The 19,819-nt window shown below is 59.8% G+C and carries 14 protein-coding genes and 1 pseudogene; 8 read left to right on the top strand and 7 right to left on the bottom strand.

Annotated elements, in window-relative coordinates; all coding sequences use genetic code 11:
- Window positions 1-5 precede the first annotated feature (5 nt).
- The 3 genes and pseudogenes from NTD87_RS05750 to NTD87_RS27995 all read left to right on the top strand — a co-directional run bounded on the left by NTD87_RS05750 (window position 6) and on the right by NTD87_RS27995 (window position 2,151).
- A complete protein-coding gene (locus NTD87_RS05750; RefSeq protein WP_262112506.1) occupies window positions 6-185 on the top strand; it encodes a hypothetical protein in 180 nt (59 codons plus the stop codon).
- Between the two features lie 73 nt (window positions 186-258).
- Window positions 259-1,293, top strand: a pseudogene (locus NTD87_RS28000) (cache and HAMP domain-containing protein); the annotation flags it as partial.
- A 93-nt stretch (window positions 1,294-1,386) separates the two neighbouring features.
- A complete protein-coding gene (locus NTD87_RS27995; RefSeq protein WP_410017464.1) occupies window positions 1,387-2,151 on the top strand; it encodes a methyl-accepting chemotaxis protein in 765 nt (254 codons plus the stop codon).
- A 131-nt stretch (window positions 2,152-2,282) separates the two neighbouring features.
- Here the strand turns inward: NTD87_RS27995 and NTD87_RS05740 are convergent, their stop codons facing one another.
- The 5 genes from NTD87_RS05740 to NTD87_RS05720 all read right to left on the bottom strand — a co-directional run bounded on the left by NTD87_RS05740 (window position 2,283) and on the right by NTD87_RS05720 (window position 11,722).
- Entirely contained in the window at window positions 2,283-2,885 is a 603-nt protein-coding gene (locus NTD87_RS05740; protein WP_262112503.1) for a DUF924 family protein, read from the bottom strand.
- A 3-nt stretch (window positions 2,886-2,888) separates the two neighbouring features.
- Window positions 2,889-3,899 carry a class 1 fructose-bisphosphatase gene (locus NTD87_RS05735; RefSeq protein ID WP_262112502.1) on the bottom strand — a complete coding sequence of 337 codons (1,011 nt, stop codon included), beginning with the start codon at window positions 3,897-3,899 and terminating at the stop codon, window positions 2,889-2,891.
- A 270-nt stretch (window positions 3,900-4,169) separates the two neighbouring features.
- Window positions 4,170-5,534, bottom strand: coding sequence for a DUF3999 domain-containing protein (locus NTD87_RS05730; protein ID WP_262112501.1), 1,365 nt, complete (start codon window positions 5,532-5,534; stop codon window positions 4,170-4,172).
- Window positions 5,531-9,124, bottom strand: coding sequence for a DUF2339 domain-containing protein (locus NTD87_RS05725; protein WP_262112499.1), 3,594 nt, complete (start codon window positions 9,122-9,124; stop codon window positions 5,531-5,533). Before NTD87_RS05725 ends, NTD87_RS05730 begins: the two co-directional genes overlap by 4 nt.
- A gap of 147 nt (window positions 9,125-9,271) precedes the next feature.
- Window positions 9,272-11,722, bottom strand: coding sequence for a glycogen/starch/alpha-glucan phosphorylase (locus NTD87_RS05720; protein ID WP_262112497.1), 2,451 nt, complete (start codon window positions 11,720-11,722; stop codon window positions 9,272-9,274).
- Between the two features lie 252 nt (window positions 11,723-11,974).
- On the opposite strand from NTD87_RS05720, the gene NTD87_RS05715 reads away from it, so the two are divergent.
- Window positions 11,975-12,412, top strand: coding sequence for a YkgJ family cysteine cluster protein (locus tag NTD87_RS05715; protein ID WP_262112496.1), 438 nt, complete (start codon window positions 11,975-11,977; stop codon window positions 12,410-12,412).
- A 216-nt stretch (window positions 12,413-12,628) separates the two neighbouring features.
- Here the strand turns inward: NTD87_RS05715 and typA are convergent, their stop codons facing one another.
- Window positions 12,629-14,449 carry a translational GTPase TypA gene (gene typA / locus NTD87_RS05710; protein WP_123423994.1) on the bottom strand — a complete coding sequence of 607 codons (1,821 nt, stop codon included), beginning with the start codon at window positions 14,447-14,449 and terminating at the stop codon, window positions 12,629-12,631.
- Window positions 14,450-14,588: 139 nt separating this feature from the next.
- On the bottom strand, window positions 14,589-16,043 hold the full coding sequence (gene thiI / locus NTD87_RS05705; RefSeq protein ID WP_262112493.1) for a tRNA uracil 4-sulfurtransferase ThiI: 1,455 nt from the start codon (window positions 16,041-16,043) through the stop codon (window positions 14,589-14,591).
- A gap of 330 nt (window positions 16,044-16,373) precedes the next feature.
- Here thiI and glnA point away from each other — a divergent pair, with 330 nt between their 5' ends.
- The 4 genes from glnA (at window position 16,374) to NTD87_RS05685 (ending at window position 19,707) form a co-directional block, all read left to right on the top strand.
- Entirely contained in the window at window positions 16,374-17,780 is a 1,407-nt protein-coding gene (gene glnA / locus NTD87_RS05700; protein ID WP_262112492.1) for a glutamate--ammonia ligase, read from the top strand.
- Between the two features lie 132 nt (window positions 17,781-17,912).
- Window positions 17,913-18,476 (top strand): chorismate mutase, encoded by a 564-nt coding sequence (locus NTD87_RS05695; RefSeq protein ID WP_262112490.1) that lies wholly within the window; start codon window positions 17,913-17,915, stop codon window positions 18,474-18,476.
- A 101-nt stretch (window positions 18,477-18,577) separates the two neighbouring features.
- Entirely contained in the window at window positions 18,578-19,084 is a 507-nt protein-coding gene (locus tag NTD87_RS05690; RefSeq protein ID WP_262112488.1) for a DUF4124 domain-containing protein, read from the top strand.
- Entirely contained in the window at window positions 19,081-19,707 is a 627-nt protein-coding gene (locus NTD87_RS05685) for a DUF4124 domain-containing protein (protein ID WP_262112486.1), read from the top strand. The genes NTD87_RS05690 and NTD87_RS05685 overlap by 4 nt, the downstream gene beginning before the upstream one ends.
- The last annotated feature ends 112 nt before the right edge of the window (window positions 19,708-19,819 follow it).

The raw sequence follows: 19,819 nt of genomic DNA, 5'->3' as shown, positions 1-19,819 counted from the left end.
AAGGCATGGCTGCCAACCAGAAGCTTAGAAGAGAAAACCTCCTTCTGGTTCCCCCCGGCACCGGGTATTTCTTGAAGGGCGAAATCGGCATTTCGCCCCAAAATCAGGCACTTTTTCACATTGACCGGTATTTCGTCGGTTTTCGTGAAACCCGCCTAATCTTTGGCGCTGGCCTGTCGACATAGAAGCAGCGCCAAGCCTGCCCCTGTGGCAATTTGACGCTCCTCGTTGATCAGCCCTTCCGCGGTAGCGCCTCTAATGACCAGAAACATGAAATTCAGCCACAAGATCCTGCTCGCCGCTGCCCTCGTGGTCGCAGTAGCATTCGCCTGTTTCATTCTGTTCAACGACTACCGCCAGCGCCAAACCCTGCGCAGCAGCACCGAATCCTCGATGCAGGAACTCGGCAGCCTGACCACCAGTAATATCCAGACCTGGCTGGAAAGTCGCATCCAGTTGCTGCAATCGCTGGCCCAGCAAGTGGCCGTCGACGGCCCTGCGCTGGACAACCTGAAACGCGCCGTCGGCCTGCCGGCCTACACCAGCAACTTTCAGTTGAGCTACTTCGGCGGTGCCGACGGCGTGATGTTCTCGGTACCGGCCGGCAATCGCGCAGCAGACTACGACCCACGCGCCCGTGGCTGGTACAAAGCCGCCAACAGCGCGCAGCAGACCATCGTCACCGAACCCTACATCGCCGCCTCTTCAGGCAAGCTGGTGATCACCGTTGCAACGCCGGTACAGCATCAGAACCAAATGATTGGTGTGGCCGGTGCAGACATCGACCTGAGCAGCGTCAGCGCCATCATCAACTCGCTGAATTTCGGCGGCCACGGCCACGCGTTCATCGTCAGTAGCGACGGCAAGATCCTGATTCACCCAGACAGCAAACTGGTGCTCAAAAGCCTCGCCGAGGCCTATCCCGCTGGTGCGCCGAAGGTCAGCCCCGGCATGAAGGAAGTCGAAGTGGACGGCAAGAGCCAGTTCATCTCCTTCACTCACGTCAACGGCGTGCCGTCGGCTGACTGGTACGTGGCACTGGTGCTCGATCAGGACACCGCGTTCTCGATGCTCAGCGAGTTCCGCACCTCGGCGATCATCGCCATGGTGATTGCCGTGGTGATCATCATCACACTGCTCGGCATGCTGATCCGGGTCTTGATGCAACCGCTGCTGACCATGGGCCGCGCCATGCATGACATCGCCGAAGGTGAAGGCGACCTGACCAAACGCCTGACCATTCACGGCCAGGACGAATTCGGAGCACTGGGCACCTCGTTCAACCGTTTCGTCGAACGTATTCACACCTCGATCCGCGAAGTGGCATCGGCCACCGGCCAGGTCAACGAAGTCGCCCTGCGTGTAGTCAGCGCCTCCAACTCGTCGATGTTCAATTCCGACCAGCAAGCCTCGCGTACCAGCAGCGTGGCCGCGGCAATCAACCAGCTCGGCGCCGCCGCCCAGGAAATCGCCCAGAACGCCGCCCTCGCCTCACAGCACTCCAGCGACGCCCGCAGCCTGGCCGAAGACGGCCAGCAAGTCGTGGATAAAACCATCGCGGCGATGCAGCAACTGTCGGTAAAAATCAGCGACTCGTGCGGCAACATCGAAACGCTGAACAGCAACACGGTGAACATCGGGCAGATCCTCGAAGTGATCACCAGCATCTCGCAACAGACCAACCTGCTAGCCCTCAACGCCGCCATCGAAGCCGCTCGCGCGGGTGAGGCCGGACGCGGTTTTGCGGTGGTTGCCGACGAAGTGCGCAACCTCGCTCATCGCACCCAGGATTCAGCGCAGCAAGTGCAGAAGATGATTGAAGAGCTGCAAGTCGGCGCCCGTGAGGCCGTCGCCATCATGACCGACAGCCAGCGTCAGAGCGAAAGCAGCGTCGGCATCGCCAACCAGGCCGGCGAGCGCCTGGGCAGCGTGACCCAGCGCATCGGCGAAATCGACGGCATGAACCAATCGGTGGCCACCGCTACCGAAGAGCAAACCGCCGTGGTCGAGTCGATCAACGTCGACATCACCGAAATCAACACCCTGAACCAGGAAGGCGTGGAGAACCTGCAATCGACCTTGCGCGCGTGCGCCGATCTTGAGCAGCAAGCGGCGCGGTTGAAGCAGTTGGTGGGTAGTTTCAGAATCTGACGCGCCCTTGAAGGCCCCATCGCGAGCAGGCTCGCTCCCACATGAATCTTTGTCGCGCTAGAGATCCACTGTGGGAGCGAGCCGGCTCCGGGCGGCGTTCCGACGATGGCGGCATCAGCAACAACGAATAGCTAGAACCGTGATCCAGGTCCTGCAAGAAACTCCAGTTCCTCAGCCGTAGACTCCCTTCCCAACACCGCATTGCGATGGGGAAACCGCCCAAACCGGGCGATGATTTTCTGATGCCGTTCGGCGTAATCGAGGTTATCGGCAAACACCGCGCGATCAGCCTCGGGTTGCTGATTCATCAGCTCTGTAAACCGCGAGATGGCTTCGTTCTGCACCGCCAGATGCTCGCAGTGCTCGAACACCAGGTAGATGAACACACGCTGAATAGGCAGCAATTGCCGATCGAAATCCGCAGCAATGCCTTGCGCGACCAGAGCCTGGGCCCTCAAGTCGCCTGCAAAGGATTTTGGACTTTCGCGAAAGATCATTCGCGGTAACTGGTCGAGCAACAACACCAGGGCCAGCCAACCTTCGGGACGTTGCGTCCACTCGGTCAATCCGCCGGCCAGTGCCTGTTCCACCAGATCCCCGAAACGCGTACGCGCTTCGAGGTCCTGGCTGTCACGCTTACCGAACCACAACTTGCCCATTTGCGCCGCCACTTCATCAGGTTTGTCGGCTGAACCGAACCACCAATCAAGCAACGGCTGCCAGGGCGCGGTCATGGTTTATTCCTTGTGGTAAGCCGTGGCGCGTTCAACTTCTTCTTTCGAGCCCAGGAACACCGCTACACGCTGGTGCAGGCCTTCCGGCTTGATGTCGAGAATACGCTGGTGACCGTCGGTGGAAGCGCCGCCGGCCTGTTCAACCAGGAACGACATCGGGTTGGCTTCGTACATCAGACGCAACTTGCCCGGCTTGGAAGGCTCGCGGCTGTCACGTGGGTACATGAACACGCCGCCACGGGTCAGGATGCGGTGCACGTCGGCCACCATCGCGGCGACCCAGCGCATGTTGTAGTTCTTTTTCAGCGGGCCTTCTTCACCAGCCAGCAGTTCGCCGACGTAGCGTTGTACCGGTGCTTCCCAGTGACGCTGGTTGGACATGTTGATCGCGAATTCCTGAGTGGAGGACGGGATCTTGATGTCTTCATGAGTCAGCACGAAGCTGCCCATTTCACGGTCCAGGGTAAAGCCTTTCACGCCATCACCCAGGGTCAGCACCAACATGGTTTGCGGGCCGTAGATGGCATAACCGGCGGCTACCTGTTCGGTGCCTGGCTGCAGGAAAGCCTTTTCGTTCAAGGGTTCGTTCTGGCTCAGGTATTCGTTCGGGCAACGCAGCACTGAGAAGATAGTACCGACCGGCGCGTTGATATCGATGTTCGACGAACCGTCCAGTGGGTCGAATACCAGCAGGTAGGCGCCTTTCGGGTATTTGCCCGGGATCTGGTAGGCATTGTCCATTTCTTCGGACGCCATGCCGGCCAGGTGACCGCCCCATTCGTTGGCTTCGAGCAGGATCTCGTTGGAGATCACGTCGAGCTTCTTCTGGACTTCGCCTTGCACGTTTTCAGTGCCCATGCTGCCCAGAACACCACCCAGGGCGCCTTTGGAGACAGCGTGGCTGATTTCCTTGCAAGCACGCGCCACGACTTCGATCAGAAAGCGCAGATCGGCAGGCGTGTTGTTGCTACGGGTCTGCTCAATCAAATAGCGACTCAGGGTAACGCGGGACATGGAAGGCTCCGGAGGAATGGGGACTAAAAACCCGCGCAGTTTAACGCGAGTCGAGGCGCAATTCCTCCTATCAGACGAGATTCACTCGATAGAGTTCATGCGCGGGGTTGAGCGTAGTTCGAATCGAGATAGTTGTGGCTTGAAGAATAGTGGCCGATTGAAGATTTTTGGCGGCAATCAGGCCGCCTTCGCGAGCAGGCTCGCTCCCACAGGTTAGCGGTGTCCTTGTGGGAGCGAGCCTGCTCGCGATTGGGTGCAAAGCACCCACGCTCAATTTTCAGCAGGCGGCTTGCGCAGCAGGCTGAACGCCATTCCCGCCAAACCTGCCACACCGAGCAAGAGCACCGCCCACAGGCCGATCTTCTTCCAATTCGTGCCGGTCGCAATCGGTGTCACCGCCGTAAGCGACGAAGTCACCACCGCCCCGCCATCGACCTTGGCCTGCCCCAAGGTCGCCAACCGCTTGGGGCTGTAATCGGGAATCAGCGTCGACAGGGGCAAACTCGCCGCTTTCACCGTCGCGCTACCCAGCGCCAGCGTGTACGGTCCCGCCCCGCGAGCGAGGAACACCACCTGCGTCGAGCGTACGGCAAAACGCACGGCTGGAGCTTGTGCGCCCAAGCCACCGCCGCGCTCATCGACGGTCAGTTTCAACTGTTGCACCACCTGGCCAGGCACCTGCAATTGGTTCTGCACCACGTCCTGGCCATTCTGCGTCAACCGATAGAGCAAGCCGCTGCTCAAGTTTTGCCACGGCAGGCTGCTTTCGCGACGCCCCGACAGGGTGACCGGCGCCAGGCTGTTGGCCTGACTCAACTCGACCTGCAAGCGCTCGACACTCAAACCCATCGGCAACTGCCAGGTGTATTCACCGGCCTTCGTGCTGCTGCCGGCCAACGGTTCGGACCAGACCAACGGTTGCGGCAGGTAGCTGGAACTGGCGCTTTGCAGTTGCGCCGAGGTCAGCATGGGCGCTGCCTCTGGGGTTTTCCACAGCAAGCGCAGATAACGCGCACTTTGCCCCGGCAAATTCACTTCATGCTGCTCGACCCGTTCGTCGGCGAACGACAGCCGCGCCACCTGCCCATCACCCCAGGGTTGCCAATGCTGCAAGTCGTCACTGGCCTCGATACTGAAACGCTGGAAGCCATCGCGTTCGCTGGTCCAGTCAAGGACCAACTGTTGCAACGGCGCCTTGATCGCGCTGGCGTCCAGCAACCAGCCACGCAGCACTTCTTCGCCGGCTTCGAGCTGGCTTGAAGGCTGGACTTGCACCAGCGTGCCGTTGGCGTTCGACTGCACTCGCACGCTTGGCACCGCTGCGCTGGAGTCGGCCGAGTCATAAAGCGGGAACCACTTAACGTCATTCACCACACGATTTTCACGACTCTGCGCCTGCTCCCGCGCCAGCGAATAGGCCTGCGCCTCGCCGGCAGCGTTGAACACTCGCACGTCGCTGAGATCGGTCTGGCGTGCATTCAATTGCACCGCCAGCGGCAATTCGAGGCGATACCAAGGCCCCTCGCCGCTCAGGCTCAGAGGCACTTGCGTGGTGAAATCCGCCGGGGTTTCCTGAGCATGGGCCGACAGTGCCGCACAAAGTCCAACAGCGCCCAGCGACAACTTCAGATTCAAGATGACACTCCTTCAGATTCATTGGTCGGCTTTTCAGGCTCAGCCGGTGCTTCAGCGCGCTTGGGCGGCAACGGCGCGAAATAGCCCACCACCAGCAGCAACACGCCCACGCCGATAAACGACACGATCCGCGCCAGCCCGCCGCGGTTGCTCAATTCAACAAAGATCAGTTTGGCGACCACCAGCGCGATCAGCCCCGCCCCCACCAGCCAGACCTCCCGACGATGGCGCAAATGCCCGCCGATCATCAGGCTCAGGGCGATCAGGGTCCAGACGATCGACAGACCGGCCTGCACCAGCATCGACTCCAGCATGGCATCCAGCTCAAACGGCACGCCGCCCCAATGGTGAGCGCTGCGCATCACCAGCGCGGTGAAGAAAGCGAACAGCGAAACCCCGGCCACCACGTGCGTGGCACGCTCGGCATAATCGGCGCGAATCGCTAATTGACTGACCGCACTGCGCGACCAGACATACACGCCGAACAAGGCAAACAGCAGGCCGATTTCCAGTGGGTTAAGCAGCGGCAAGTAAGGCAGCGGTTCGGCGGTGCCGTCGCTGACGATGTTCGCCAACCAGAACCAGCCGAGCATCAGCAGCGCCAGCGGCAATGCGGCGTACACCCGGTATTCGCGGGCATGGGCCGACATCGGCCATGGCCAGGCCCGCGGCGCAGCCATCAACACCAGGTACAGGCTCGGCAGAATCGCCCAACCCAGCCAGCGCCAGGCGTTGTACTGCTCGGACAACACCAGCAAACCGTAACGCAGCTCCAGCGCCAACACGCCGATCAACAGCCAGCAACCCAGCACATGAGCGGCGCTCAATACCTGCGCGGGAAGCATCGGAGCCAAACGTCGCAGCGAAATGAAATGCACCACGAACACCGCCGCCCACGCCAGCCAACCGAGATTGGCCGCTGGGTGATAACGCGAATGCCAGGCCGCGACCAACACCAACGCCGCTGCCGGCATCAACAAGGTGCAGAGTACGCCCATCGTCGGCCATTTCAGCCGCAAGGCCAGCCACGTCCACAACGCGACACTCAGCGCCGCAATGCCCAGCAACAGCGTGGCTTGCAGGTTCAGCGGCGCAAAACGCAGCACTTCGCTGATCAACGCCAGTGCCCACCAGGCCGCGCCCCACATCAACAGCAACTCGGACAAGCGGCGCAAACTCAAGGCATCAAACGCGCTCGCGTGATTGCCAAGCTGCAAGCGCCAGGCACCAACCATCGCTGCCAGCCCGAGCACCATGGGTGTCCAGAAACCGCTGTGGCCCAGTGGCCGCAGGCCTTCGCTGCCGAGCGGCCCGAGCAGTTCGGGTCCGGCGATCAAAAACGCCGCGCCGCCGATCACCTGCAACAACAAGCCAAAGACAAAACTCACCCGCTGCTGCAAGTACAGGCTCAGCCAGATGATCAACAGACCGCTGGCCGCCCACACCGCGCTCGCCGTTTGCCATGGCAACACGAACAACACCGCCAGGTTGATCAGCACCAAACCGGCCAGCAACACCACCGACAGCCCACGCAGCAATCGCGCGTCACTGCGCACCATGTCGTCGCGGGCGGCAAACAGCATCCCGCCGATCAGCGCCAGGCCAATCAACGAAGCGGTGAGCAAACCGTTCCAGCCAGCGCTGAACACCGCCGCTTCCTCACCGCTGGCGCCTTGCAGCCGCAGCAGGAACAACACGCCGCCGAGCAGTTGCACGGCAAACGCGGTGAACAGGAAGGTCCGCGATTGCAGACGCAAACCGACAAACAACGTCGCCAAACCGGCCAGCGCCCAGCTGATTGCGGTGCCGTGGGTGAAGAAAAACAGCGGCGCCAGCAGATAAAGGAATGTCAGTCCGGCACAGGCCAACACCGGCAAGCCCTTGCGTTCCCAGACCGAGGTTTGCTCAGGGGAAGCGTTGCGCAAGTGATAGAAACTGAACAGCAATGCCACGCCGAGCATCAACGCACCAAGCAGTGCGCCATCCAGCAGGCTGCTGTCGCCCAGGCTCAATTTGCTGAGAAACGCCAGCGCCGAGCCCAGTTGCAACAACAGGGCAAATGCCCGCGCCAACGGCCGATGCTGACGCAGGCCGAGCCAGAAGATTCCAGCGCCCTCCACCGCCCAGGCAGCCGCCGTCCAGCGCGCATCCAGGCCCAACGGAATCGCCAGGCTGGCGAAAATCACCCCCAGCGCCAGGCAGGTCTCCGCCAGCAGCAAGGCCCGACCGCCGCTGAGAAAACGCGCCAGACCCATGTAAACGATGCCCAACGCCAACGCGCTGAACGCAGCGGCAAACTCCAGATGATGGATCAGCGCGAACTGCAAACCGAAGCCCAGCAGCGGCGGACCGAACAGCATGGTGCCGTCGACGTAGTCCCCCTTGCGGGCCGACCAGCGCAACAACGCCTCACGGCTGTCATCCTCTGGCGCATCGCTCATTTCGAGCAATTTGCGACGAGCGAACAACAAGCCAATCGCCAGGTACATCAGGAAAAACACAATCAGAAACGGCTCGGTGCTCCACAGCAGTTCCGGCGTGTAAGAACGCAGGCCCCAGGCGAAACCGATACCGAAGGTGCCGGCAAAGCCGATCAGGTTCAGCAGACGCCAGGCCTTGAACCAGGCAATGGCGAGAATACCGGCATTGAGCAAGGCGAAATAGCTGAACAGCGCGACATGGTTGCCGGCGCCAGTGGACGTCAGGATCGGCGCGGCAAACCCGCCCAACGCCGCAGCGCAGGCCAGGGCCAGCGAGTCCTGGGTGATCGCCAGAATCGCCGAGAAGATCGTCACCACCACCAGCAGGCCCAACGCCGCCGTCGGATCGAGCAACGGGTGCAAGCGCATGGCGGCGAACACCGTCAGGTACAGCACGGCGATGCCGGTGCCCTGAAGGATCAGCGCGTAGTTGGTGTTACGCAGCCGCAGCCACCACCCCAGCCCCAGCAAGGCCAGCGCCGCCGCAGCGACCCCGGCGTAACGCACTTCAATCGGCACCACCATGCCTTCGGTGGCGTAACGCAGCAGGAACGCCAGACCGAAGAACAACAGCACCACGCCAACCCGCAGCACGGTGTTGCCGCCGAACAGCCAATTGCGCGCGGCGGCGATGCCGCGTTCGATCAGATTCGGGCCACGGGGTGCGGCAGGTTGTTGCGGTTCGCTGGGTTGCGAAGTCCAGAGATCGGCAGGCTCAGGCGCAATGTTTGCCTGCACCGGCTCGAATTCGGGCGGCAATTCCCAGACCAGTTCCTGCGCGGCAGGCAACGGTGCCGGGCCAGGCTCAGGCGCTTGGTCAACGATGATTTCAGCAGCAGGTGTTGGCTCACTGGCAGTCGCCGGCTCAGCAACCGGCGCGGCATTGATGCCATGGGTTTCCAGCAACGCCAGCCGCTGCTCGACCACACCGAGGGCAACCTGCGCCCGCTCCAGCTGACTACGCTGCTCGGTCGCTTGCGAATTCAGGCGCCTCAGCACAAACGCCTGGCCTGCACCAAGCCCCATCAGTGCGCCAATCAACGCCTCACTCAAAGACTCATCGAGCACCCAGCCCAGCACCAGCCCAATCAGCATGAAAATCCATTGCATGGTCAATATCCCTAAGCGGCCCATTGCCGGGCGAGTCCGGAGAGGTCAGAAACTCTGGCTGACACTGAAACATCCGGCAAAACTGCTGCTTAGTATATCGATCCGGCCCAACAACCGTTGGGCCTTGCTCGCAATTATTGCTAAAAGTTACTCCAGCGCTTTCCAGATATCCGTGGCGTACTCGCGAATGGTCCGGTCGGACGAGAACCAGCCCATCCGCGCACTGTTGAGTACCGCCGAGCGCCACCATTCCTTCGAGTCGTGCCAATGCTCTTCAACCCGTGCCTGGGCATACCAGTAGGAATCGAAGTCGGCGCAGACCAGGAACCGGTCATATTCGATCAACGAATCGATCATCCCGGTATAACGCGACGGCTCATCCGGTGAGAACACCCCGCCGCGAATCGCTTGTAGCACATCACCCAGTCGACGAGAGGCGGCGATATCCGGCGCGGCGTAGAACTCATGATTCTGCTTGCGCGCCTCAACCTGTTGGGCGCTCAGACCGAAGATGAACATATGCTCGGCACCAATGCGCTCACACATTTCCACGTTGGCACCGTCCAGCGTGCCAATGGTCAGCGCGCCGTTGAGACCGAATTTCATGTTGCTGGTGCCCGACGCTTCGAAACCGGCGGTGGAGATCTGCTCCGACAGGTCGGCCGCCGGAATGATGCTCTCCGCCAGGCTGACGTTGTAGTTGGGCAAGAACACCACTTTCAACAAACCGCGCACGGTCGGGTCGTTGTTAACCGTGCGGGCGATGTCGTTGGTCAGTTTGATGATCAGCTTGGCCTGGTGATAACTGGCCGCCGCCTTGCCGGCGAAGATCTTCACCCGCGGCACCCAATCGATTTCCGGCTCGGCACGGATCGCCTGATACAGCGCCACGGTGTGCATCAGGTTGAGCAACTGGCGTTTGTACTCGTGAATCCGCTTGACCTGCACGTCGAACATCGCCGCCGGGTTGACCGCTATCCCCAGCCGCTCATGAATCAGATAGGCCAAGGCCTTTTTACTGTGCAGGCGTTGCTCGGCGAACTTATTGCGGAACGCCGCTTTCTCGGCAAACGGCTCCAGGCCGATCAGCCGTTGCTCCGGGTTATCCAACACGTCCGGGCCCAGCGCATCGACCATCAACGAGGTCAGTTCCGGGTTGGCCTGATAGAGCCAACGGCGGAAGGTGATGCCGTTGGTCTTGTTGTTGATCCGCTCTGGGTACAACTTGTGCAGCTCGGAAAACACCGTGCTGCGCATCAGTTGAGTGTGCAAGCCAGACACGCCGTTGACGCTGTGGGAACCCAGAAACGCCAGGTTACCCATGCGCACCCGACGACCGTTGTCTTCTTCGATCAGCGACACCGCGCGCAGTACGTCGAAGTCGTGAATACCCTTGGCCCGCAGCGAATCGATGTGCTGAGCGTTGATCAGGTAAATGATCTGCATGTGTCGCGGCAGCATCCGCTCCATCAGCCCCACCGGCCAGGTTTCCAGCGCTTCCGGCAACAGCGTGTGATTGGTGTAGGAAAGCGTATCGACCGTGATCTGCCAGGCCGCGTCCCACGCCACGTCGTACACATCGACCAGTTGACGCATCAACTCGGCCACGGCGATCGAGGGGTGAGTGTCGTTGAGCTGGATCGCTGCGTGATCGCCCAGGGTCAGTACCGAGGTGTGCATGTTGCGGTGGCGGCGCAGCAAATCCTGCAAGGACGCAGCAACGAAGAAATACTCTTGGCGTAGCCGCAACTCCTGGCCGGCCTCGGTGATGTCGGCCGGGTAGAGCACGCGGGAGATGCTTTCCGCACGGGCCACTTCGGCCACCGCGCCCAGGTGGTCACCGGCGTTGAAGCGCTCCAGGTGCAAATCTTCCATGGCCCGCGCACGCCACAGGCGCAAGGTGTTAACGCTAGCACCGCGCCAGCCGACCACCGGCGTGTCATAGGCCACCGCCCGAACGGTCTCCGAAGGCGACCAGACCTGTTTGCTCTTGCCGCTGTCATCGGTCACGGTTTCGACGCTACCGCCGAAGCCGATCGGGTAGATCACTTCCGGGCGCTCGAACTCCCAGGGGTTGCCGAAATCCAGCCAGTGCTCGGTCTGCTCCTGCTGCCAGCCATCGACAATCGCCTGGCGAAACAAGCCGTGCTCATAACGAATGCCGTAGCCGTGACCGGCGATGCCGAGGGTCGACATGCTTTCCATGAAGCACGCCGCCAGGCGACCAAGGCCACCGTTGCCGAGTGCGGCGTCTGGTTCCAGCAAGCGAATGCGTTCGAGGTCTACACCCAACTCGGTCAGCGCTTCGCGGGCCACGTCGAGCAGGCCGAGATTGCTCAGACTGTCGTAGAGCAGGCGGCCGATGAGAAATTCCAGCGAGAGGTAGTAAACGCGCTTCTGGCCTTTGCGGTAGATCTGCCGCGTGTGGTCCATCCAGTGCTCGACCATGTGATCACGTGCCGCCAGGGCTATGGCTTCAAACCAGTCATGGTCAAAGGCGTGATCCGGGTCCTTGCCCACGGCGTAGGTGAGCTTGGTCAGTACGGCGTCGCGAAATGCGGCCACCTCAGCTTCGCGAACAAGTGGTTCTTGAGTCATCGATAGGACCTCGAGCGAGCATGGAATTGACTGAGCCTAGTCGGTCTGACACGAGGCAAAGGCCGGGGTTCGGCGTTTTTTGCAATCGCCTGAATCAAGCCTCTGTCCTTGCCGATACACCTGGAAAAGATGCAGATGCCATGCCTATCGCTCAAAAAATGCAGCGTTGCAATAAAAAACCGGCAAATGGTCGTTCAAAAAATCACCAGTCCCGGTATGATCGCGCGCCCTGATGCACGCTGGTAATTCCACATGATGAAGCCGAACCTGATCGCCGCCGCGGAGATCGACCGCCTCGATACCTGGGCCAAGTACTCTGCCCCGATGTGCGGCTCATGCGTGTCCAGCTGCTGCACGCTGCCGGTCGAGGTGAAGATCAAGGATCTGATCCGCATCGGCATCGTCGACGAATTCGAACTCGGCGAACCACCAAAGAACATCGCCAAGCGCCTGCAAAAGGAAGGGATCGTCGAGCGCTACAACCAGAAGTCGGAAATCTTCACACTCCAGCGCATGAGCAACAACGATTGCCTGTATCTGGATCGTAAGAGCCGTTTGTGCACTATTTATGAAAAGCGCCCGGATACTTGCCGCAACCACCCCAAGATCGGCCCGCGGCCGGGGTATTGCGCGTACAAACCTAAAGAAGTCGTGCGCGAGACCAATCCGCGAACGCTGGACAAGTTCTGATCAAGAATCTCGCTGTCTGACAGGGCCTCATCGCGAGCAGGCTCGCTCCCACAAGGTTCAGGGCTGAACGCAGATTTTGCAAACACCACAAATCACTGTGGGAGCGAGCCTGCTCGCGATGGGGCCAGAACAAACACCGCACAAACCCCAGACAAACAAAAACGCCCCCGACCTTGCGGTCGGGGGCGTTTTTTTAAGCGCTAACTAAGTCGAAACTCAGTTGCCGCTTTTCTTGGCAGCGCGGGTACGCTCGCTTTCGCCCAGGATCTTCTTACGAAGACGGATGGACTTAGGAGTGACTTCACACAGTTCGTCTTCTTGTACGAACTCCAGAGCTTGCTCCAGGGTGAAGCGGATAGGCGGAACCAGTGCGATGGTTTCGTCTTTACCCGAAGCACGCATGTTGTCGAGCTTCTTGCCTTTGGTTGGGTTGACGCCCAGGTCGTTGTCGCGGCTGTTGATGCCGACGATTTGACCTTCGTACACGTCTTCACCGTGACCCAGGAACAGTTTGCCGCGAGCTTGCAGGGTTTCCAGCGAGTAAGTCAGAGCCTTACCGGTAGCAACCGAAACCAGCACGCCGTTCTGACGGCCGGACATGTCGCCGGACTTCATCACGTCGTAACGGTCGAAGATCGAGGTCAGGATGCCTGCACCGGAGGTCAGGGTCAGGAACTCGTTACGGAAACCGATCAGGCCACGAGCCGGGATGTTGTACTCAAGGCGCACACGGCCCTTGCCATCCGGAACCATGTTGGTCAGGTCGCCTTTACGGATACCGATCTGTTCCATGATCGAGCCCTGGGATTCTTCCGGCAGGTCGATGGTCACGTTTTCGTACGGTTCGTGCTTGACGCCGTCAACCATACGGATGATCACTTCCGGACGACCAACGCCCATTTCGAAGCCTTCGCGACGCATGGTTTCGATCAGTACCGAGAGGTGCAGCTCACCACGGCCGGAAACCTTGAACTTGTCAGCCGAGTCGCCTTCTTCAACGCGCAGTGCAACGTTGTACAGCAGCTCTTTGTCCAGACGTTCCTTGATGTTACGGCTGGTCACGAACTTGCCTTCTTTACCGCAGAAAGGCGAGTCGTTTACCTGGAAGGTCATGGAAACGGTTGGTTCGTCAACGGTCAGCGGCTTCATCGCTTCGACGTTCAGTGGGTCGCACAGAGTGTCGGAGATGAACAGCTGGTCGAAGCCGCTGATGCAGACGATGTCGCCGGCAGCTGCTTCTTCAACGTCGATGCGGTGCAGACCGTGGTGACCCATCAGCTTCAGGATACGACCGTTACGCTTCTTGCCGTCAGCGTCGATAGCCACAACCGGAGTGTTCGGCTTGATGCGACCACGAGCGATACGGCCAACACCGATAACACCCAGGAAGCTGTTGTAGTCCAGAGCGGAGATTTGCATCTGGAACGGACCGTCACGGTCGACTTTCGGCGCAGGTACGTTGTCGACGATCGACTGGTACAGCGGGGTCATGTCGTCAGCCATTTCGGTGTGGTCCAGACCGGCAATGCCGTTCAGGGCCGAGGCGTAGACGACTTTGAAGTCCAGCTGTTCTTCGGTAGCACCCAGGTTGTCGAACAGGTCGAAGATCTGGTCCAGAACCCAGTCCGGACGCGCGCCTGGACGGTCAACCTTGTTGATGACCACGATTGGACGCAGGCCGGCTTCGAAAGCCTTCTTGGTCACGAAACGGGTTTGCGGCATAGGGCCGTCTTGAGCGTCAACCAGCAGCAGAACGGAGTCAACCATCGACATTACGCGTTCAACTTCGCCGCCGAAGTCGGCGTGGCCCGGGGTGTCCACGATGTTGATGTGGTAGCCGTTCCAGTTGATGGCGGTGTTTTTCGCCAGAATGGTAATACCGCGCTCTTTCTCCTGGTCGTTGGAGTCCATCACGCGCTCGTCGTTGAGCTCGTTGCGCTCCAGGGTGCCGGATTGACGCAAGAGTTTGTCTACCAGGGTGGTCTTACCATGGTCAACGTGAGCAATGATGGCGATGTTGCGTAGATTTTCGATCACTTGTGTATCTCGATCAGAGGATTCGGTGTGCTGACAAGTCTTGGCAGCGATTTACAGTAGAGTCAGGCTTTGCCGTTACAGCTTGACGGCGGCGTCGGGGGGCCGGTGACGCAAGCCACAGGCAAACAGCCCCGGGCACTTAGCTCGGTCGATAAACGCGCACATTGGCATGCCCCTCACTGAGCAAATGGTGGGCATGCAGGCGACTCATCACGCCTTTGTCGCAATACAACAGGTACTGGCGAGTAGGGTCCAGTTCCTTGAAACGAGCGTTCAGAGCATAAAACGGCATCGTTTGTACCTCGATGCCAGCCAGTGTCAGCGGGTCGTCCTCAGCGGCATCCGGGTGGCGGATGTCGATGACGATCTGACCGGCCAGCGCTTCGCTGACTTCTTCAATCTGCAAGTCCTGGCCCAATTCGTCGATCACGCGATCGATCGGCACCAGTTTGGCGTTCTCGAGCGCACGCTCGAGCACCGCCATATCGAATTCTTTCTCTTCATGCTCCACGCGCGGACGCTTGGCGTGGGTCTTGGGGTTCACCGAAATGACCCCGCAGTATTCCGGCATGTGCTTGGCGAAATCGGCGGTGCCGATTTCGTTGGCCAGGTCGATGATGTCCTGCTTGTGACTGGCGATCAGTGGGCGCAATACCAGCTTGTCGGTCACGCAGTCGATCACGGACAGGTTCGGCAGTGTCTGGCTGGAAACCTGGGAAATCGCTTCGCCGGTGACCAGCGCCTCGATGTCCAGCCGATCAGCGATCCGGGACGCAGCGCGCAACATCATACGCTTCAATACTACGCCCATATGACTGTTATCGACTTTGCCGAGAATTTCTCCCAGCACTTCCTCGAACGGCACACTGACAAATAACACGCGTTGGGAGCTGCCGTACTTCTTCCAGATGAAATGCGCAACTTCCATCACGCCCAATTCGTGGGCACGCCCGCCGAGATTGAAGAAGCAGAAGTGGGCCATCAGCCCGCGGCGCATGATCTGGTAAGCCGCGACGGTGGAATCGAAACCGCCGGACATCAGCACCAGGGTCTGTTCCAGCGCGCCCAAGGGGTAGCCGCCGATGCTGTTGTGCTGGCTGTGGATCACAAACAACCGTTGGTCGCGAATTTCGATGCGAACTTCGATTTCCGGGTTTTTGAGCGAAATACCGGCGGCGCCGCACTGACGACGCAGCTGGCTGCCGACGTATTTCTCTACGTCCATCGAGCTGAATTCGTGCTTGCCGGCACGCTTGCAGCGCACCGAAAAAATCTTCCCGGCCAGCGAATCACCGAAGTGCTGCTTGCACTTGACGACGATGTCGTCGAAGTCGCCCAACAGGTACTCGTCGACCTGCAGGAAATGCGCGATACCCGGCATGCAGCTCAGGCGCTCGGTCATGTCCTTCAAGGCTTTGGGGTCAGTGACGTGCGTTTCCAGCTCGAGGTTGTCCCACACGCCGTTCACCACCACGGCCGGGTCCAGATCGCGGAGCACGGCACGGATGTTTTTGGCCAATTGACGGATGAAACGCATCCGTACCGGGCGGCTCTTGATGGTGATCTCGGGGAAGACTTTTACGATTAGTTTCATGAAAACAGCGCGCGCAGGGCCAGCCGAAAAAGGGGGGCGCGGATTATAGCGGAAATTGTTCAAGGTTTAACCAGTTAATGTGCAGAAGGTTTTCGATGCACCAAAACAGGTCATTTGTGGAATTGAGCGCTACATTAAGGGGCGGGATTTTCCGCTTTAAAGCGGTTTACACCTTTATAAGCGTGATATTGGGGCAGAAAACCCAAGTCGGGGCACTGGCATGCAATTTGCTCCCTTGTGAGGCAGGTTGCCTTGGCAGAGTATTCGCGCCGGCATCACCCACATTCTAAGGGCACTCCACTACCCGCCCGAAGCCACCCGGAGGACACTATGTCGAAGTCGGTTCAACTCATCAAAGATCATGACGTCAAGTGGATTGATCTGCGCTTCACGGACACCAAAGGCACTCAGCACCACGTGACCATGCCGGCTCGCGATGCGCTGGATGACGCCTTCTTCGAAGAAGGCAAAATGTTCGACGGCTCCTCCATTGCTGGCTGGAAAGGCATCGAAGCCTCCGACATGATCCTGATGCCGGACGACACCACTGCCGTCCTCGACCCGTTCACCGAAGAGCCGACCCTGATCCTGGTTTGCGACGTGATCGAGCCTTCGACCATGCAGGGTTATGACCGTGACCCACGTGCCATTGCCAAGCGCGCCGAGGAATATCTGAAGTCCACCGGTATCGGCGACACCGTTTTCGTCGGTCCAGAGCCTGAGTTCTTCATCTTCGACCAAGTGAAGTTCAAGTCCGACATCTCAGGCTCCATGTTCAAGATCTACTCCGAACAAGGTTCGTGGATGTCCGACCAGGACGTGGAAGGCGGCAACAAAGGCCACCGTCCAGGCGTCAAAGGCGGCTACTTCCCGGTTCCGCCATTCGACCACGACCACGAAATCCGTACCTCCATGTGCAACGCCATGGAAGAAATGGGCCTGGTCATCGAAGTTCACCACCACGAAGTGGCGACTGCCGGCCAGAACGAAATCGGCGTCAAGTTCAACACCCTGGTAGCCAAGGCTGACGAAGTTCAGACCCTGAAATACTGCGTACACAACGTTGCTGACGCTTACGGTCGCACCGCGACCTTCATGCCTAAGCCACTGTACGGCGACAACGGTTCGGGTATGCACGTTCACCTGTCCATCGCCAAAGATGGCAAGAACACCTTCGCGGGCGAAGGTTATGCCGGCCTGTCCGACACCGCCCTGTACTTCATCGGCGGTATCATCAAGCACGGTAAGGCCCTGAACGGCTTCACCAACCCGTCGACCAACTCCTACAAGCGTCTGGTCCCAGGTTTCGAAGCTCCGGTCATGCTGGCCTACTCGGCTCGCAACCGTTCCGCTTCGATCCGCATTCCTTACGTGTCCAGCCCTCGCGCTCGCCGTATCGAAGCACGCTTCCCGGATCCAGCAGCCAACCCGTACCTGGGCTTCGCTGCACTGTTGATGGCTGGCCTGGACGGCATCCAGAACAAGATCCACCCTGGCGACGCCGCTGACAAAAACCTGTACGACCTGCCGCCTGAAGAGGCGAAAGAGATCCCACAAGTGTGCGGCAGCCTGAAAGAAGCCCTGGAAGAGCTGGACAAAGGTCGTGCGTTCCTGACCAAAGGCGGCGTTTTCAGCGACGACTTCATCGACGCTTACATCGCCCTGAAAAGCGAAGAAGAAATCAAGGTCCGTACCTTCGTACACCCGCTGGAATACGAGCTGTACTACAGCTGCTGATCCAGAAACGCCGCGGTACGCGGCGTAACGTGAAAAGGCCTCTTCGGAGGCCTTTTTTGTGGGCGAACACTTGTCATCGGGCCTACTGTTATAGGCATCATGCCCCTCCACGGAATGAAGACGAGACACCCCATGCGCCTACGTTTATGCCTTGCACTGTTCAGTGCCCTGCTTGCCAACACAGCCTGCGCTGCCGCCCCGATCCCTGCCCCGGCGCCTGCCGCCCTAAACCCGCTGCTCAGCACCATCCAGGAGCGCCTGGCGCTTGCCGACAAGGTCGCACTGAGCAAGTGGGACAGCGGCAAGCCTGTCGAGGATCGCCAACGGGAACGTGAAGTCATTGCCGCAGCCATCGCCGAGGCACCCTACTATAAATTGAGCAATGAAGCCGTCGAGCAGTTCTTCTCGGCGCAGATTGAAGCCAACAAACTGGTGCAGTACGCGCATTTGTCCGACTGGCACGCACAAGGTAAAGCGCCCAACGACCCTCGCCCTGATCTCGATGGCCTGATCCGCCCGCAACTCGATCTGTTACAAAAACGCCTGCTGCAACAACTGGCCGATTTCACCCCGTATCGTAAAGACCCACACTGCCCGCTATGGCTGGCCAAGGCCAATAAAGCCGCCGCCCAAGTGCCGTTGCGTGAGCTTGCGCTGGTACGCGCGACCGCAGAGTTGTGCGGCGCCAGCCGCTGAACCTGCCTGCCGACACGCGCTGATGTGCTCTATGCTCAGCGCCTGATCGCCATGAATGGACACGGCGGGACACCTGCCCCACGGCCAATGGAAAGCCTGCAATGCGCTCATCGTTGTTATACCTGCTCGCGCTGATCGCCCTGCCCGCCGCCGCGCAGATCTACAGGTACACCGACGCGAGCGGCAACACCGCCTACAGCAATCAGCCGCCCGATGGCGTGAAGAGCCAGGCCGTCGAGTTGCCGCCACTCAACAGCGTCGAACGCCAACCGCCGATAGCACCCGAGCGACCGGCCCCGCGCGCTGACAAAAATTCCGCCTATTCGGTGCTGGAACTGACCGGCCTGCCCAACGAAGAGGCCCTGCGCGCCAACAACGGCACCTTCACCGTTGGCGTGCAGATTCAGCCACGCCTGCAAGGGCCGCATCAGTTTCGATTACTGCTGGACGGTCAACCGTATGGCCAGCCGAGCAACGTGCCGCACCTGCAATTGGTGAACATCGATCGCGGTAAACACAGCCTCGCCGTGCAGGTGCTCGCCGGACAAAACGTGGTGCAGCAGAGCCCGACCGTCACCTTCACCGTGCAGCGGGTCCATACCCCATGAGGCGCTGGGTAGGCGTCGTGTGTCTGTGGCTGTTCGCCCTGCCAGCGTTGGCCGAGGTCTACACCTACGTCGATGCCCAAGGCACTCGGGTGTTCACCGATCAACCGCGCTCCGGCAACGCCAAGCAAGTGCCGATAACGCCGGGGAATCGTATGTCGGCCAATCCCACCAACACAGCGCAGCGAGTGGCTACGAAGAAAGCCGAGGAAAAACCGCTGTTTCGCTACGACATGCTGCGCGTGCTCGTACCGGAACCTGACGCCTCGGTGCGCAGCAACGCCGGCGAGCTGATCGTCAGCGTCACCAACGAACCGCCCCTGCAACGTGGGCATCGCTATCGGCTGCTGCTGGACGGCCAACCGACCGCCGATCCCGCTCCCAGCCCAGTGTTCGCGTTGAGCAACATTGATCGCGGCAGCCATTACCTGGCCGTGGAAATCCTCGACGAACAGGGGCGGATCGTCGAACGTACGGCCAATCAGCCATTCCACATGCTGCGCATCTCCCTGGCGCAGAAGCGTCAGGTCAAACCTTGCACCCTGACCGATTACGGTCAGCGCCCGGAATGTCCACTCGCCAACAAGCCTGAAGAAGAAAAAGTCGGGATCTTTTCTTTCTTCTGAACACCTTTCAGGTTTGCGCACTATATTGGTGCGATGAGTTGCACCCTACCCACTTATCAACCCATTTTGGTTCGAAAGTACCCGATGTAGCTGGCATAACGCCACGCAATCG

The organism is Pseudomonas sp. 6D_7.1_Bac1, from assembly GCF_025465945.1.
In the GTDB taxonomy this organism is placed as follows: Bacteria; Pseudomonadota; Gammaproteobacteria; order Pseudomonadales; family Pseudomonadaceae; genus Aquipseudomonas.
This window is presented reverse-complemented; position numbering and strand designations above follow the sequence as displayed.